Consider the following 15,758-nt stretch of genomic DNA (forward strand, 5'->3'; position numbering starts at 1 on the left):
ACGAACAGGGCTATGAACGTAATTCCTATTTCTATAAACGATCCGCAAAGTATACCTTCAACACATATTTCACCATTATAAAAAGATATTCCCATACTTAACACCCCTATATATACCAGTGATAAATTATATGTTTAATTATTCCTTTCTAATTAACATAAAACCAATTCTAGGAACAAAAAAGACTATATCTCTTAGAGTATAGTCTTTTCTTCATTATAGATTATAAAAAGTAAATTGATTGCTTTACATCTATTTATTAATTTCTTGCTGATGCATCGTTAAAAAAGGTCATTTTACCTTTTGATGTAATAGTAAAGATAGTATTAAATGGAACTGGTCCAGTACCATTCATCCCTCCGTTACTAGTAACTTTAACGAAATTAAAATAAACTTTACCCGGGGTTCCCGATTTATAAGAAACCTTTCTACCATAAGCACCTTCTACATATAAAGAATGTCCTACAGGTGTTACTTTAGTTCCATTATATTTAACCTTAATATACCCAGTAGCTGTACCTACAGGCTTCAAACCATAATAAATTTTTTGAGCAACTTTAAAAGTTTGTGATTTTGTAGACGCTTGAGCAGTTACTTTACCAGACTGGCTAACAGAAACAGGTTTGTATGCATTGATAGACACATATCCATCTTTTGCATTATCAGCTGATACTGTGTACCCTTCTTTCTGAAGTTGTTTATATTCACTAGATTGTTTTAAATTTAATGTAGATGCAGATTGATTATTAGCAGCATAACTTGTTAAATTCGAAGAAAATAATAGACCTGTAGATAAAGCAGCTGCTCCTACAAGTTTAATAGCAGTATTTTTTTTCATAAAAAAACCATCCCTCTATATGTTATCGCTTACATTATACATTATATGACAAAAAATAAACTAATTGGTAGTTAATATATTTAAAAATTAACACTTAATTAAAATAGCATCAGAAATTTATTAAAGAAAGATCACTATAACTCTTTTTTTATTTTTATAAATGTATGCTATATACGAATTCAGAACACCTTAAAAAATAAAAGAAGAAAAAAGAATTTCATATATTGATATAAACGTTGATATGTAAGGGTTTATAAGGCTTTTTCAAAAGAGAATAATAACTCATATATAAGTTAGTTTTAACCCCTATGAGGGTTATTTTTAACTCATATATGAGTTAGTTTTAACTTTTATAAAGGGTTATTTTTTCAAAAAAATCAAGGGTTAGATACAAATTGAGGAGATGATCGAAACGATTTGTAGCAAGATTAAACACAAAAGAACAAAAGGGCATTTCTCCTGGCAGAGAAACACCCCATGTGAAAACATATACAAGTTAATTATAACATGGGTTGCCCTCAAAAAATAGGAGGGTCTTATCATGGATCAAAGCGAAAAACTATTAATGGGTATTGAAAATATCTTAAGAGTAGCTTCTGATTTAGTTGATGAAGTTGCTCGATTGAAAAGTTTAGAAGAAGAATGCAAAATCCTCAAAGAGAAAGTCTTCATGAATCAGTTTACTAAAGCAGAACAAGAAGTCTTTGCTCTTGCTATTGATGGTCATTCTGTTTCAGAAATACAAGACATTCTCCATAAAGAAGAACGCATCATTAAGAATCAAAGAAAAAGTATCTTAAAGAAGTTGAATACGTCAACTATGACAGAAGCTGTTCAACAGTTTCAAAATCTGCATCACGAACCCTCACAAAAACTAATACGTACTTCTTAACTATATAATAGCCTTTAAGGCTATAAGAGCAGGCTTAAGCCTGCTTTTCTTTTGATACAAGATGTATCATTTTCTATACATAAATGTTTCATAGTTGGTGAAACATTTATGTGAATGATTTATATCCTAATTGAGCACACTATTGAAAAGATGGAGAGATGTTCATTCTCAATTCTTCATTGTGTACTATGAATAGTCTAAAAGAAAAACCTACTGAACATGGACAGTAGGTTTTTCTCTTTTCTATACATAAGTTCTTACTAACTTGAACAAACTATTCATGATGTCACAAAACATCGTCCAGACAACAAATGTAGCAGAAAAAACTCCTGAACAGGCCACAGGAGTTTTTTCTGTTTTTAAGCTGTATATGGTATACAGCTAGTTAACATAATGAGTTTTATCGGAAATAAAAGAGATGTCTCTATTTGCTAAGAGACACCTTGTTGTATTCTATAGAAATTTAATCATTAACAATCTGTATTTTTAGACTTATGAAGAGGAGGAGGAATTAACCAGCCTTTTTCTTTATTAAGTCGTAGAAACTTTCCTCCAAGAGCTACTTTTTGCATATGAATTTGTGCAAACATGGCCGCAATATCTTCACGAATAGATTGTCCAATCAGTTGACTACAAGCAACTAGACCCGCAGCTATATTCATTGAAATTGCTGCAGCTATTTCTGGATCTTGAACACGTGCACCTACTGGAATATCATCTAAACAAGCTTCAGGTCGTTCAGGTGGGGTTGGAGGTAAGCCTACTCCATTTTCTTTTAACAATGTTTCTATACCTTTCATTTCTTGCTGGCACTGTTCGATTGTCTCTTGTACCAACTTATGTAGATCCTTGTCTCCTACATGATTTAGAAATGTTTGATAGCCAGAAACTAACCCTTTTGAGGTGGAAAGATACGACCATGTTCCAAATACCTCACCATAATGCATCGGTTCATCTGTAGGATTTCCACTTAAAATACCCATTGTTATCCTCCTTACAAAATTCATGATAGTGTGCCACCTTTCTTGCTATGCACAATGTTTAACGTCTCCAAATCTTGTTTTATTATTCTTCCAGTTATATCAAAAAATTAGTTTATCAAAGAATATAATTTCAACTTTCAAGCAAACTAATTACATATACAGTTTCTAAAAGAAAACCTACCTCTGACAAATCAGGTGGGTTTTTCTTTTTGATACATAAGTTATTGATAACTTGAGCAAACTACTCAAGACGCCGTGAGGCATCAGCCAACAACTACAGCTAAAAAACAGAAAAAACTACTTCCCTCTCCAAACGGTAGTTTTTTCTGTTTTTTAGCTGTATATGGTATACAACGTTAGTTAACATAATGCCTCTTCTAGGCCCAAAGATAAGTAACACCTTACTATAAGGCGTTACTTATGGTAAGTGACAAAAAAGTCGTTTAAAAAATAATAAAGTTGTTAAAAAATGCGGGTTATTCTATTCAACAATCGGGCCATATAATGAAATAAAGATTATTGAACTGACTGGCAGGGTAATAAAATGCTTTTGGAGAAATATGGTTTAGTAAAGTATTACTAAAAAGGAAGGATGATTCCACATGATAGGAATAGAGAATAAAAAACAGGAAATTTTAAAAGCTTACCAGTTCAGACATGCTTGCAAGGAATTTGATACCAACAAAAAGATTTCGGATGAAGATTTTCGCTTTATTTTGGAGACAGGTAGATTGTCTCCAAGTTCAGTTGGTTTGGAGCCGTGGAAATTTGTCGTGATCCAGGATGCAGCGCTTCGCGAAAAATTAAAACCCGTATCCGGCGGTGCCCAGGGACAACTTCCTACTGCCAGCCATTTTGTAGTTATATTGGCCAGAGGAAAAGAAGGCTTAAGACATGATTCCGTTCACGTAATCAAAATGATGAAAGACATTCATCATATGCCTGAAGAAGTTGTACAAAATCTTTCCGGTTTCTACAAATCCTTCGTCGAGACAGAACTCGAAGATAATGACCGTCTCATTTTTGAATGGGCAAGCAAACAAACATATATAGCATTAGGAAACATGATGACAGCTGCGGCTCAGATCGGTATTGATTCCTGTCCAATAGAAGGTTTTGATAAAAAGCAGGTAACCACTATTCTGAAAAATGAGGGTATCATTGAAGGCAACGATTTCGGTGTAGCCTGTATGGTCGCTTTCGGATATCGGAAAGAGAATCCCAAACGTCCAAAAACAAGACAAAATCTTGATGAAATTGTTAAGTGGCGATAAAACTGTAGATGATGCTTCCCAATATCAGGGGACATGTTCAGAAGGCATGTCTCTTTTAATGTCATTTTAAAATAAGTTGAAAAATATCCATAAAATGAAAAATGGAACGGAGAGCGAAAATATCCTACGCATTTTAAAGATACGCATCTAAATCGTGTTTAATAAATTGTTCCATATTATATATATGCCTTAAAGGCTATAAGAGCAGGCTTAAGCCTGCTTTTTCTTTTATTCATGAAACAAAATGTTTCAAATTTTAAACATAAACGTTTCATAAGCTATGAAATATTAGAGAATACCATGTTCATTTTTTTGAACCTAATGCTCTCTAAATATGAACATACATGTTCGCTTCTACTTAACATAATTCATGTTCTCGGAAACGCGAAGAAAGCTCCCGAAACCCACTTTTAAAATTCGGAGAGCTCTTCCTTCTTATAAGACCAATTACGCTAACTAAAAAGACCTGTAATGCGTACCTGTATTTTATTATTTATACTTCTGTATCAATGGGAGAAGTAATCTCGTCTTTATATAAATCAAAGTACAATTGCCCATTTGTTCCCCGTACACAATATGACACATCAGGTAAAGCCAATCCTCGATGCTTCAATTCTGTAAATATCCAGTCTTTTTTTAATTGATTTTGGGCGAAGTTTTTATCAATAATTTGACCGTCCATAATCAACTCAATAGGAAAAGCTGATGCCGTAGGAATAAAAATCCCTACGTCTTTTTTAGTTGAATTTCTATAGGGTGGTTTTTTCAATACTGATAAATGTCCGTCAGCTTCAATAAGCGCGTATTCTACTTCATTAATATCAAATATATCTTTTTTCCTCAAGGCTTGATTTAATGAATCCATTGTAAATTTTAATTTCTCCATATTTTTTTCAAGTATTTTCCCATCCTGTATAACTACCGTAGGTTCTCCATTAAGTAATGCTCTGGCGTTTCTATTCTTCAATGAAACTAAAGTCGCAAAGAATATAATTGCACTAAAAATGATTAATGCAATCATAAAATGACTAAAACGTATTGACGTATTAAATGTCAAATTTCCTGCAATAGATCCTATCGTAATGGAAGCAATAAAATCATGATAAGTCATTTGAGCAATAGTTTGTTTTCCAAGTAGATGAGCAATAGATATAAGTAAAACAAACGCTATAAGAGTACGAATTATGACTTCGAAAGTTTCAACCATTTATTCACTCCTTTTAATTTTTTCTTCTTATCTTTTTTTTAACATTAAAGATATAAAACATACATAAATAAATTTTTTTGTAAAGTCATGCTAAAAAGCCCTTTTATCAAGGGCTTTTTGCAACTTATAAATGGTACCTTCCTGAATGGTCATAAAATAATGGGTTTGTGGAGCATTATTTTATATTAAAAAATAAAATGACAATTGTTTTTCTAAAAACATGTAGAAAAAGAAGGAGTTCATGTCAACTTGGAAAGCACCTTATGGCGCCTTTTTGTTAATTTACATTACTTTTAACTATCCATTCTACTTCTGTTAATTCTTGTTTTTGAACATTTTTGGTGTGTGGTTTGGTGAAATGGGCATTAACAGCTTCTTCGTTTTCCCAAATCTCCCAAAGCATTATTTTTCGTTCTGATGGTTCAAGAGGATAAGCATGGAATTTAATACATCCTTCTTCTTTATTAGTTTCTTCCTCAAGTTTTTTGAACTCTCCTATTATTTCATTAAGGTCCCTATCACTAATAATTCTCAAGCATGCAGTTATGTAATGCATCAGATTCCCCTCTTTCATAGTTTCTTTTAATTTATCATTATAACATTTCTCAGAAGTATACCAAGAAAAATATTCCATTTTTTTAAAGGAAGGATCTAAAAACACAGTGTATAACGTTTTTAGTTAAAAAATCTCTCTTTCCGGTACACATAAAAAAAGAGAATCCTTGGCGTAGAAGGATTCTTAAAGAGTTGATTTCTCTCCAATATGGAGCTTTTTATACATCCTTGATATGACTACGTTTTCTCGACACCCAGGTAGGAGGTGAATGCATAAAAAGTCTGCACTTTATACATATGCTAGTCTTTTAAAATATAGTATTTTGAGAAAAAATATATTATTATGTGTCTATACATACATTTTATAGTAAAAAGCCACCTGTCCTGCAAACACTGGGTGGCTTTTTATTTTGTTAACGATAATAACTACTTTAACATCGTGTAATAGGTAGGAATATCTCGTTCGTAAAAGTATCTATTTTTAGTTACCATAATGGATTTTCTAGGCATAAATAAATCGTTCACAATTTCAAAAAAGTAATAAATATTGATTTGAAATATATACTAAATGAAGAAAAGGCACAGGAAAGTATAAAATAAAAATGGGGTTTATATCCAGGTTATTAAAAAACTTATCCCTAATGAGCATTGTTTAATTAAAAGGAGGAATTTTATATGGGTGATAATCAATCAAATGATTTAGAACAGGCATTAGATAACAATACAGATGAAACCGAATTGGGTGAATCTGAGAAAGAGTTTGTAACAAAGCCTACTAAGCCTTCTGATCCTTATCCGCATAAGTATTATACTGGAGACGTTTCTATGGTTTCTAATGCTGCGCCAAGAAACGATAAAGAATAAAAATTTACTTTTGATATTCTGATACAAACATCGTAGTTACTATAACAAAGATTATATAAATTTTTTTCTTGTGAAAATACCTTATTCGATATAAGATAATTATCTTATAAGGTATTTCTCACTCCATATATTAAGTCCTTGAAATCTATTTCGAGGGCTTTTTTTGTCGAAGCTTCATCATCATATATAAGATATATGAATAATTTTCCTCTCTTTATACAAACTAACGACGATACATAATCTAGTACAAGTAGGAGGAATTTTACATGATGGAAAATCAACCAGGTCAAACACATCAAAATATGCATACGGGAAATGTCCCTCCCCAAATGAACCACGGAGGACACGAAGTGTTTGATGTACAAGAAGTATTAACAGGAGCAATCGATACATTAAACACATACACATTATTAAGCCCACACGTAAAAGATCCAGAACTAAAAGATATCCTGAATCGCCAATTTCAATTTATTCAACAGGAATATAACACAACGGTAGAATGCTTCAAAACAGGACAAGATCCTTCAACGCCTACACAGAGTTATAAAATGAAACAAGGCAATGATTTTGTATATGGACTTAAGCCTTCTCAGCCTAAGAAACCATTACAATCTGCGTCAGAAATAACAGATGAGTGTATTTCTAGCCTCATGCTTGGTGCCGTAAAAGCATCAGCGCCTATGAAAACGATGGCAGCTCTTGAAACAACTAATCCTGTTGTACGCCGTGTGTTAGCTGATTCTGTTCCAAATTGCATTGAGATGGCGTATGAAATATCTCTATATCAAAATAAACACCATTATTACCAAGTACCACAGCTTGCCCAACAAGACATGCAGCAAATGGTCAATGCATTTGCACCTGCCCAAGGTCAATCGCAAATGCCAAATAATAATATTACCCATTAACATAAAGAAGTGGCTAAAGACTCCACTCTTTAGTTCAATATATGCAGTAAAAACTCCTGATTGGCCCCAGGAGTTTTCTGTCTTTAGACAATAGTATAATGTATATTTTAAATTACCATAATGTGATTTGACGAAAATAAAAAAGATGTTCCTATTTCCGAGGGAACATCTTTTTGTATTTACAGAAAGCTAATGGTTAACAATCTGTGCTTTTTGATTTATGAAGAGGAGGTGGAATTAACCAGCCTTTTTCCTTATTAAGTCGTAGAAACTTTCCACCACTGGTAATAGAAAATTTCTATAATAAAAGGAAGAATGGTTTCCCATTCTTCCTATAGCCATCACTTTATAAAGTTATCTTAGAAACGTCCTCCGCCAAGTTGTTGCTCAGCCATTTGTACAAGACGCTTTGTGATTTCGCCACCTACTGATCCGTTTGCACGTGAAGTTGTATCAGCACCAAGGTTTACACCAAATTCGCTAGCGATTTCGTATTTTAATTGATCGATTGCTTGTTCAGCACCACGTACTAATAATTCGTTGTTGTTGCTGCTTTTGTTGTTTGCCATGTTGTGTCACCTCCTTGTTTTTCTTAAGTTTCCTATTATACAAGGAGTACATACCTGGTAATTAATGGATGGGTAAATCCTCGTCCGTTGACCATACTAAAGGGTAGAAACAAATTACGCTGTAAAAAGTGGAATTACATGTTTCATTTCCTTGCGATAAAATTTATGCACTTGCCATGTGTAGGAAAAAGAATGACACCTCGTTTGTCATTCTTTTTTCATGCTCATATGTATAAAATTAATTTCTTTTCGAATAGTGATAAAGGTGATCCCTATTTCACGTTTTTTAAAATCGAGATAACGATAGGAAAAGAAGCTACTTCTGCGCAGTAGCCTCTTTTTTGTGAATAAAAAAAAAAAACTACCTGCTCTATAAGCAGGTAGCTAAAGCCATAAAGGGTATGAAATTTAAGTGTACACCTCAAAATTAACGAGAAGTACCTGATTGTCCTGAGAAACCACCAGCTAATTGTTGTTGAGCTGTAGCTACAAGACGTTTTGTAATTTCCCCACCTACTGAACCGTTTGCACGAGCCGTTGCCTCTGCACCAAGGTTTACACCAAATTCGTTAGCGATCTCATATTTCATTTGATCGATCGCTTGTTCAGATCCGCGTACTAATAATTGATTACGACTTCCACTGTTGTTTGCCATATCATTTCACCTCCTCCATGTGTATACTTTTAGCATGTGTTTTAGCCTTACCTGTATACAAGGGAAGTATTGGCTGAATAAAAGACACCTATTTTGTGATAATAAAGAACGTGATGGATTAAGTTCTCAATGCAAACTGGGGAGGATATTTCCTTCACTTCCTTGTAAAAATACTATTTGCCATGTGGAAGAAGGATTGCAATTACTATTGCAATCCTTTTTTTATATCTCATGAATTAAGAAAATAAAAGGAAAAGGGTCCTTTCCTATTCAGAAAGGGACCCTAACCTCAAAGATAACCTGTGTGTGCCAATTAGTTATAGCATAATGTTTATTGGGAATTTAATGTATATTATATAAGTTATAGAGCAAACTATTTTAAAAGTGAAGTTCATTCACTAACTACCTTCTTAGTAATAGAAAACCCTACTGATGAGGTCCAGTAGGGTTTTTTACGGATAAATTGCTAAGCTAATCAAAATAAACTCACTATACGATGAATAGTCAGTTTATTTTCTTCTTACCTGTGAATGTTGAGTTCCTAAGGAAGAAGATTGTTTACAAGCTTTAATTAAAACATATGAATATCTTATTTTTTAAAGAACTACTTTTTATAATACATAATAAATTTGCACAAACTATTCACGATGCTATGATGCATTAAATAAATACACCTCGTATAAAGCCAGCGAAAGAACTACTTCTTCAGCTGGTTTTATACGTTAGTACAGGTTATAAAAAGAGTAAATGAACATATCTTTATAACAAGTAGTAAAAATAAAAGAGGTTTTATAATTCCACTAAAAGAAAAACCTACCTCAAAAAACTAATTGAACAATTAGATTGGGTAGGTTTTTCTGTTTTAGGCTACATACCGTATACTTCTTAATTAACATACTACCTCTTCCAGAACAGACCAAAAAAAAGAACCCTCATGGGAGTAGGGTTCAATTGAGCACGCGTTTCTTTTTTTATGCAACTTTTTATACATCCTTGATATGCAAGGTTTGCTCTGAAGAATAAGGTAAGAAAGAATGTATAGAAAGGCTGCCTTTTATACATATGCTCAAGGTTGTCTTATATTTCCTTATTTATAAATTTGTTGTACAATTATGCAGACTTTTTTATGAATTGAAGCCTATAAATTCACTAAAAGCTATCCGTCCTGCAACGATGGGGTAGCTTTCTTTTTTTTGCTAACGATAATAGTTACCTTAACATCTTGTAATAGATTTAAATATCTTGTCCGTAAAAGTATAGTTTTGTCTTACTAAGAGCAAACTACTCAAGACGCCGTGAGGCATCGACTTGATGTGATACGTTTTATGGTTAGAAAAGATTACTGACTTAGCTCAGTAGTCTTTTCTTTTTGTTTTATAAATGAGATCTATTTAAGACAAATCCTGTAATTAACTCGTTAAACTGAGTCCACTGTTTGGTAGGCAGTTGGTGACCCTGATGTGGTAAAACAACGAATTCAGCATGTCTGCACTTATTTTTATACTCTTTCATATAGTGAGTAGTCCAATCCTTTTTTCCGCCATATATAAACAATAAAGGCATCGTTAAGTGATGAAGCTTGTCTAAACAGTTATAGTGTAATGAGTGATTATAATACTGATACCAGGATTCCTGGTCTGATTTCCTCATGTAACTAATTAAATTCCTTCTTAGTGTCTTGTCTCGAGTATGACTTATAGCAAGGCCTTTTATTAAGATATTTAAGTGTTCTTTTACCATATACATTCCTGTTTTATGTAATAGCTGTCCAGGTACATCTCTTACTATAGGATAAGCTCCTGAAAGTATTAATAATTCAATTCGCTGAGAATGATTGATAGCTAGCTCTTGAGCAATTAGACAACCAGCAGAATAACCACATAGAATGACCTTGTCTAGATGCAGCGAATCCATAAAATGCACTAATTCGTTTGCATAGAAAGAGATTGATACAGAGTGTTTAGCTTTTGAGCTTCTTCCATGACCACTTAAATCTGGAAAGATGACTCTCATATGTTTGGCTAACTCATGTTGATACTGGAAAACTTTATTTCCTAGTCCGGGAGGATGAATAAAGATGACAGGTGCACCCTGTCCATACTCTTCATAATACAAATAGTGATCAGTGTTTGTTTCAGTAAAAGTCATTATTTTTCACTCCAAAATCAGCTAATGAATACTTTTTAGTTAAGGACAATGTAATTTACGAAGTTATAATCTTTTTCTATCTGACAGTTAATTCAATACAATTTCCTATGGGTTCTCAAGCGTTTAAAATCAATAAAATTTTCATTATTTACTATGGAGAGACTATATTCACTATAAAAAATATTTTATTCTTGCTAAGAAGATTTCTAGTAAGATTAATCGTGATGACTAAAAATGTATCATATAAAGAGAAGAACTTCCCCGGTCTGCCTAAGGGAAGCTCTTTTCATAGGTTGCTTATAGTACACAATGAGAAATTGAGAATGAACACCTCTCCATTTATTCAATAGTTTGATCAAGTTTTCGTGCTTTATTCATGTTAAATGTATTTGTTGCCTTATTTCTAATAATTGTGAGTACACTAACTACGCCTATATATTATATACAGTTTAAAAATAGAAAAAGACCATCTCTTCCCAGTCAAAAGAGATGGTCTTCTCCCATTCGTTGAATTGTAGTCGTAAATGACTCTATCACAGCGTCTTGTTTAGTTTGTTCAAACTATCGATAACTTATGTATAAAAAAAGAAAAACTCCTGGTGCCTAATCAGGAGTCTTTTCCGTAAATAGTGCGTAATTAGAAGTTGTTTTGAAATCATATATTGACCTCTACATTAGTATGTTCCTTACATAAAACGACTATACAAAAAAAGAAAAAACTACTGACCATGCTTGAACTGAACCCAAAAAGTTAGACACGTTATTTAGGCAGCTAATGAGGATTGAATTCTGTATTCTACAGGGGTCAATCCTTTTAATTTTTCTTTTATTCGTAGATGGTTGTAATATAGGATATAGGCCTCTAATTCCTGTTTGAACTGTTCTATACTTTCAAATTCTTGTAGATAGAGTAACTCTGATTTTAATAGACCAAAGAAGTTTTCAATAACCGCATTATCTAAACAGTTACCCTTACGGGACATGCTTTGAGTAATGTTATTTCCCTTCAATAAATGCTGATATTTGGTCATTTGGTAGTGCCATCCTTGATCAGAATGAAGAATAGGGCAGTCTCCCTCATTTAAACAGTCAAATGCTTTATGTAACATCGTAGTGACCAGTGAAAATGCAGGTCTCTTGTCGATATGGTAGGAGATAATTTCCCCATTAAAAAGGTCCAAAATAGGCGATAAGTAAAGCTTCTCTCCGAATAGGTGAAACTCTGTGATATCAGTTACCCATTTTTCATTTGGTTTAGATGCTTTAAAATCACGTTTAAGGATATTTGGAGCGATTCTTCCTGTTCTCCCACGATAAGAACGATACTTTTTGAGCCGAACGAGGCACTTTAAGCCTAGCTCTTTCATCAATCGACAGACCGTCTTATGATTAATAAGATAGCCTAGACGGTGTAATTCTAGCGTAATACGACGATAACCATACCTCCCTTTGTGTTTATGAAAGATATGATGAATGGTTTCTTTAACTTCTTTATATTTGTCAGGGCGCTTAAAGGCTTTTATCCAATAATAATACGTACTACGAGCGATTCTAGCTACTTTGATAAGGTCGACGACCTGGTCCTGGTGCAAAGATTGTATTTGCTTGAAAGAGGTATATAGTGTCCTATTGGTATTCAATCTTATGAAGCTATTCCAAATAGTTGGTGAATGAACCTGACTTGATTTGGGACAGACTTCACCTCCTGGTAAACCTGTTTCTTTTTTATCATATGCATGACCTCTATTCCAGAAATAATGGCTTTTGCTGTACGAAACGATTTTAAGCCTAACATTGTAGACAGACGCTTCTTAATAAACCTATGATCCTGCTCTACAATGTTATTTAGATATTTACTTTGTCTTACTTGGATGCCTTGAGGCATCTTTTTTTCTTCTTTTAACTCTTGAATAGCAATGGGATAGGCAGGATTTTTATCTACTGTAATCGTACGAGGTATAGAAACGTGCGAAAAAGCCAAGGCTTTCTTAAAAAAGCGCTTGGCTGCTTGTTTATTTCTTGTTTTACTTAGATAAAAATCGATGGTATTTCCCTCAGAATCAACGGCACGATAGAGATACATCCATTGTCCTTTTACTTTTACATAGGTCTCATCAACCCGCCAAGAATCGTTTGTTGGCTTAAGATGGCGCCGTACTCGCTCATCTAATTCAGGACCATATTGATGAACCCAACGCATAATCGTTGTATGAGCCATACATAATCCACGTTCCTCCATCATTTCTACCAAGTCACGAAAACTTAAATTGTACCGTAGGTACCATCTTACCGTTAACAAAATGATATCGGGTTGATAATGTTTCCACTTAAATAAGGGTTGCTTTTCCATACTGATCACGTCCTTCTTTTAGAATAATAGTATCAGTATGTTCAAGTTTCAGAGATTACTTGCAATTGTCCTGAAATTTTTGCACCAGAACCCAAAAACGAATATTTTTGTTACAACAATATTAGGGGTCCCAGAGATTCATTGTACTTTTGAGTTCTCAGTAACAAAAATGGTCGTTTTTGTTATGCGAGAGATGAAGTGATTTATTATCATTGCTATTGCTCATGAGGTTTTAAAGGAACCAGTAGAGGATATAACGCAAGATTTAAATATTTATGTTTTCCATCAAAATGGGGAGGTGGAGAAAGCCTTAAAGCATTTAGAGAAGTCTCGAATGTTGCTTTTATTCAACGTATTGGCGGTATTCAGAAGAGAAATAAACGGCAAGAACAAGAACTTGAAAGGTAAAAGTTCTTATGTTCAAGACATTTGAAAAACATGATGTTTCCTAATCAAGGTTGCATAATCTATGCAATTTTTTTTAGAAAATTCATAGTGATATGTCGACTTGTCAGACAAAATACAGTATAATAATAAATGAACAACTTAATCATCATAAGTCAATTAATCTAAGATCACCAAGTTCTACAAAAAAAGGCTATCTCATCTTTGAGATAGCCCTTTTTTGTGGAACTTTCCTTAATTAAATTTGCCATATAAATATCAAATAAATAAAAAGCTATCTCTGTGTGCAGAGGAGGTAGCTTTTAAGGAAATTAATATATGAACTATGTTCCTTAGATAATTACTCCCAAAGGGTTCTCTTTTTTGTTGGGTTCCGGAAAGAGTGATTATGTCAACTAAATTTGCACCTCTTATACAGCTTAAAAATAGAAAAGCTACTGGGGCTCAGTAGCTTTTTTCTGTTTCGTAATTAGATTTTATGAAATATATAATTTAGTGAATCTTTAACAAACTAACCAGTATACTAAAATCAAGTTTGTAAAGGAGAATAAATAAAATGAACAAAAAGCTGTGTAGTAAAGTGATAGTAGCTATGCTGCTTCCTCGGTCGGAGAAGGATTTTTTTCAAAAGGTGATAGTATAAGTACAGAGAGCTATTAGTGCAGAACAAGCTAAATCAATTGCTTTGAAACAAGTACAAGGAAGAGTACTTCATATAGACTTAGATTCTGATGATGGTGTAATAAAATATGAAGTACTCATTATGACGGATAAAAATCAAATTTATGAAGTAGAAAACAATGCTAGTACAGGCGCTGTTATAAAAGTAGAACAAGATAATGACTGATAAAAAATCGAAAGTGTCTTTTTGTTTTTATCTCTTAAAAGGTTAGCTTAATGCTAACCTTTTTCCATTTGAGTGTTTTTGAATATTTTTATACCAATAGGAAAAAATGAGATGAAATGACCGAAGGAGGTTAACCATTTTGGATGATAAAAACCCAATAAGTGCTCCTGAAATCGGAACACTTTGGCTTACATATCAGGAAAAATCAATGATTCTCAGGATTTTAGAATACTTCTTGGCAAAAGCGGATGACCAGGAAGCTAAGAATATTATGGGAGGCTTATGGCAAGAACTGCATTTTTATATTAAGGAAATAAAGCAGATTTTTGAGAATGAAGGAATCGCAGTTCCTATTGGATTCACGAGTGTAGATGTTAACTTAGATGCTCCCAACTTATACGATAATGGATTTGACATAATGTTTCTTCGTATTTTAAAAGAGGTTAGTATGGGTATGTACACAATAAATATGAATATGGCATATCGAAAGGATGTCATAGCGATTTATGCAGGACTTACTACTGTCACTCATAAAATTTATAAATTGGCTACACTTTACTTACTTGAAAAAGGAATTCTCACCCTTCCACCAAAATCGACAATGCCTAAAACAATTGAGTTCGTTAAGGATAAAAGCTATTTGAAGGGGTTTCAGCCTTTTAGTGACAAAAGGGCTTTGAATCACAATGAGTTAGGCATTCTTCACCACGGGGTTGAGTGCAATAATGTTGGGATGCAGTTGATTACTGGTTTTGCACAATGTGCAGAGAATAAAGAGGCAAAAGACTATTTTATTAAAGGAAAAGAACTTGCCAAGAAACAAATAAAGATTTATCAAGAAATTCTACTAGAAAGTGACGTTCAGTTCTCTGCGACTTCTGGAAGCACAGTAACTACTTCTACTGTTGCTCCATTTTCTGATAAACTCATGATGTTTTGCGTTTACCTTCTCAATGGATTTGGAATTGTTGGAAGTAGTTTTGGGACAATTTTTGGTTTAAGGAATGATGTATCTCTAAAAGCAGCCTTAATTGCCAAGGATATTTATTTCTACGCAGACGAAGGAATTAAACTAATGATTAAAAACGGATGGCTAGAAGAACCACCACAAATGGAAGATCGGGTTAAAATAATAAAAAAGTAAATATCGAAGATTGAAATAAAAATCAATTTACTGGAATAAATTTGACTTTTAAATTAATAATAACCCTAGTGTTATATCTAACACTAAATTACAATGTGGAGGGATATATTTTGGATATA

Annotated in this window: 14 protein-coding genes and 2 pseudogenes; 6 read left to right on the top strand and 10 right to left on the bottom strand. The window is 33.2% G+C overall.

Going from position 1 to position 15,758, the window contains the following annotated elements:
• Positions 1-259: 259 nt before the first annotated feature.
• Positions 260-838, bottom strand: coding sequence for a hypothetical protein (locus tag M3225_RS12860; protein ID WP_251394248.1), 579 nt, complete (start codon positions 836-838; stop codon positions 260-262).
• A 541-nt stretch (positions 839-1,379) separates the two neighbouring features.
• Between M3225_RS12860 and M3225_RS12865 the strand changes: the two genes are divergently transcribed.
• Positions 1,380-1,730, top strand: a complete 351-nt coding sequence (locus M3225_RS12865; protein ID WP_251394250.1) for a helix-turn-helix domain-containing protein — start codon at positions 1,380-1,382, stop codon at positions 1,728-1,730.
• A 470-nt stretch (positions 1,731-2,200) separates the two neighbouring features.
• Here M3225_RS12865 and M3225_RS12870 read toward each other — a convergent pair whose 3' ends face one another.
• Positions 2,201-2,713: a DUF3231 family protein gene (locus tag M3225_RS12870; protein WP_113750615.1), complete on the bottom strand. Its 513-nt coding sequence runs from the start codon at positions 2,711-2,713 to the stop codon at positions 2,201-2,203.
• A gap of 602 nt (positions 2,714-3,315) precedes the next feature.
• Here M3225_RS12870 and M3225_RS12875 point away from each other — a divergent pair.
• On the top strand, positions 3,316-3,987 hold the full coding sequence (locus M3225_RS12875) for an NAD(P)H-dependent oxidoreductase (RefSeq protein ID WP_251394252.1): 672 nt from the start codon (positions 3,316-3,318) through the stop codon (positions 3,985-3,987).
• 493 nt (positions 3,988-4,480) lie between these two features.
• Here the strand turns inward: M3225_RS12875 and M3225_RS12880 are convergent, their stop codons facing one another.
• Entirely contained in the window at positions 4,481-5,194 is a 714-nt protein-coding gene (locus tag M3225_RS12880) for a DUF421 domain-containing protein (RefSeq protein ID WP_251394254.1), read from the bottom strand.
• A 277-nt stretch (positions 5,195-5,471) separates the two neighbouring features.
• The gene (locus M3225_RS12885) at positions 5,472-5,768 is read right to left on the bottom strand and encodes a putative quinol monooxygenase (RefSeq protein WP_374109829.1); all 297 of its coding nucleotides are present in this window, start codon (positions 5,766-5,768) and stop codon (positions 5,472-5,474) included.
• A 656-nt stretch (positions 5,769-6,424) separates the two neighbouring features.
• Between M3225_RS12885 and M3225_RS12890 the strand changes: the two genes are divergently transcribed.
• Both M3225_RS12890 and M3225_RS12895 read left to right on the top strand, forming a co-directional pair.
• Positions 6,425-6,613 (top strand): hypothetical protein, encoded by a 189-nt coding sequence (locus M3225_RS12890; protein WP_251394258.1) that lies wholly within the window; start codon positions 6,425-6,427, stop codon positions 6,611-6,613.
• Between the two features lie 269 nt (positions 6,614-6,882).
• Positions 6,883-7,521 carry a spore coat protein gene (locus M3225_RS12895; protein WP_251394404.1) on the top strand — a complete coding sequence of 213 codons (639 nt, stop codon included), beginning with the start codon at positions 6,883-6,885 and terminating at the stop codon, positions 7,519-7,521.
• A gap of 196 nt (positions 7,522-7,717) precedes the next feature.
• On the opposite strand, the pseudogene M3225_RS30015 reads toward M3225_RS12895, so the two are convergent.
• From M3225_RS30015 to M3225_RS12925, 6 genes and pseudogenes are all read right to left on the bottom strand, one after another.
• Positions 7,718-7,807: pseudogene (locus tag M3225_RS30015) on the bottom strand (DUF3231 family protein); the annotation flags it as partial.
• 73 nt (positions 7,808-7,880) lie between these two features.
• On the bottom strand, positions 7,881-8,090 hold the full coding sequence (locus M3225_RS12905) for an alpha/beta-type small acid-soluble spore protein (RefSeq protein ID WP_061860438.1): 210 nt from the start codon (positions 8,088-8,090) through the stop codon (positions 7,881-7,883).
• A 427-nt stretch (positions 8,091-8,517) separates the two neighbouring features.
• Positions 8,518-8,745: an alpha/beta-type small acid-soluble spore protein gene (locus M3225_RS12910; protein WP_251394260.1), complete on the bottom strand. Its 228-nt coding sequence runs from the start codon at positions 8,743-8,745 to the stop codon at positions 8,518-8,520.
• A 1,374-nt stretch (positions 8,746-10,119) separates the two neighbouring features.
• The gene (locus tag M3225_RS12915; protein WP_251394262.1) at positions 10,120-10,893 is read right to left on the bottom strand and encodes an alpha/beta fold hydrolase; all 774 of its coding nucleotides are present in this window, start codon (positions 10,891-10,893) and stop codon (positions 10,120-10,122) included.
• 764 nt (positions 10,894-11,657) lie between these two features.
• Positions 11,658-12,482, bottom strand: a pseudogene (locus M3225_RS12920) (IS3 family transposase); the annotation flags it as partial.
• Positions 12,483-12,535: 53 nt separating this feature from the next.
• Positions 12,536-13,243, bottom strand: a complete 708-nt coding sequence (locus M3225_RS12925; protein WP_251394264.1) for an IS6 family transposase — start codon at positions 13,241-13,243, stop codon at positions 12,536-12,538.
• 1,060 nt (positions 13,244-14,303) lie between these two features.
• Here M3225_RS12925 and M3225_RS12930 point away from each other — a divergent pair.
• Positions 14,304-14,495 (top strand): PepSY domain-containing protein, encoded by a 192-nt coding sequence (locus M3225_RS12930; RefSeq protein WP_308215740.1) that lies wholly within the window; start codon positions 14,304-14,306, stop codon positions 14,493-14,495.
• A gap of 139 nt (positions 14,496-14,634) precedes the next feature.
• Positions 14,635-15,639 (top strand): DUF3231 family protein, encoded by a 1,005-nt coding sequence (locus tag M3225_RS12935; RefSeq protein WP_251394268.1) that lies wholly within the window; start codon positions 14,635-14,637, stop codon positions 15,637-15,639.
• Positions 15,640-15,758: the final 119 nt, after the last annotated feature.

The organism is Priestia aryabhattai (assembly GCF_023715685.1).
Taxonomy (GTDB): domain Bacteria; phylum Bacillota; class Bacilli; order Bacillales; family Bacillaceae_H; genus Priestia; species Priestia aryabhattai_B.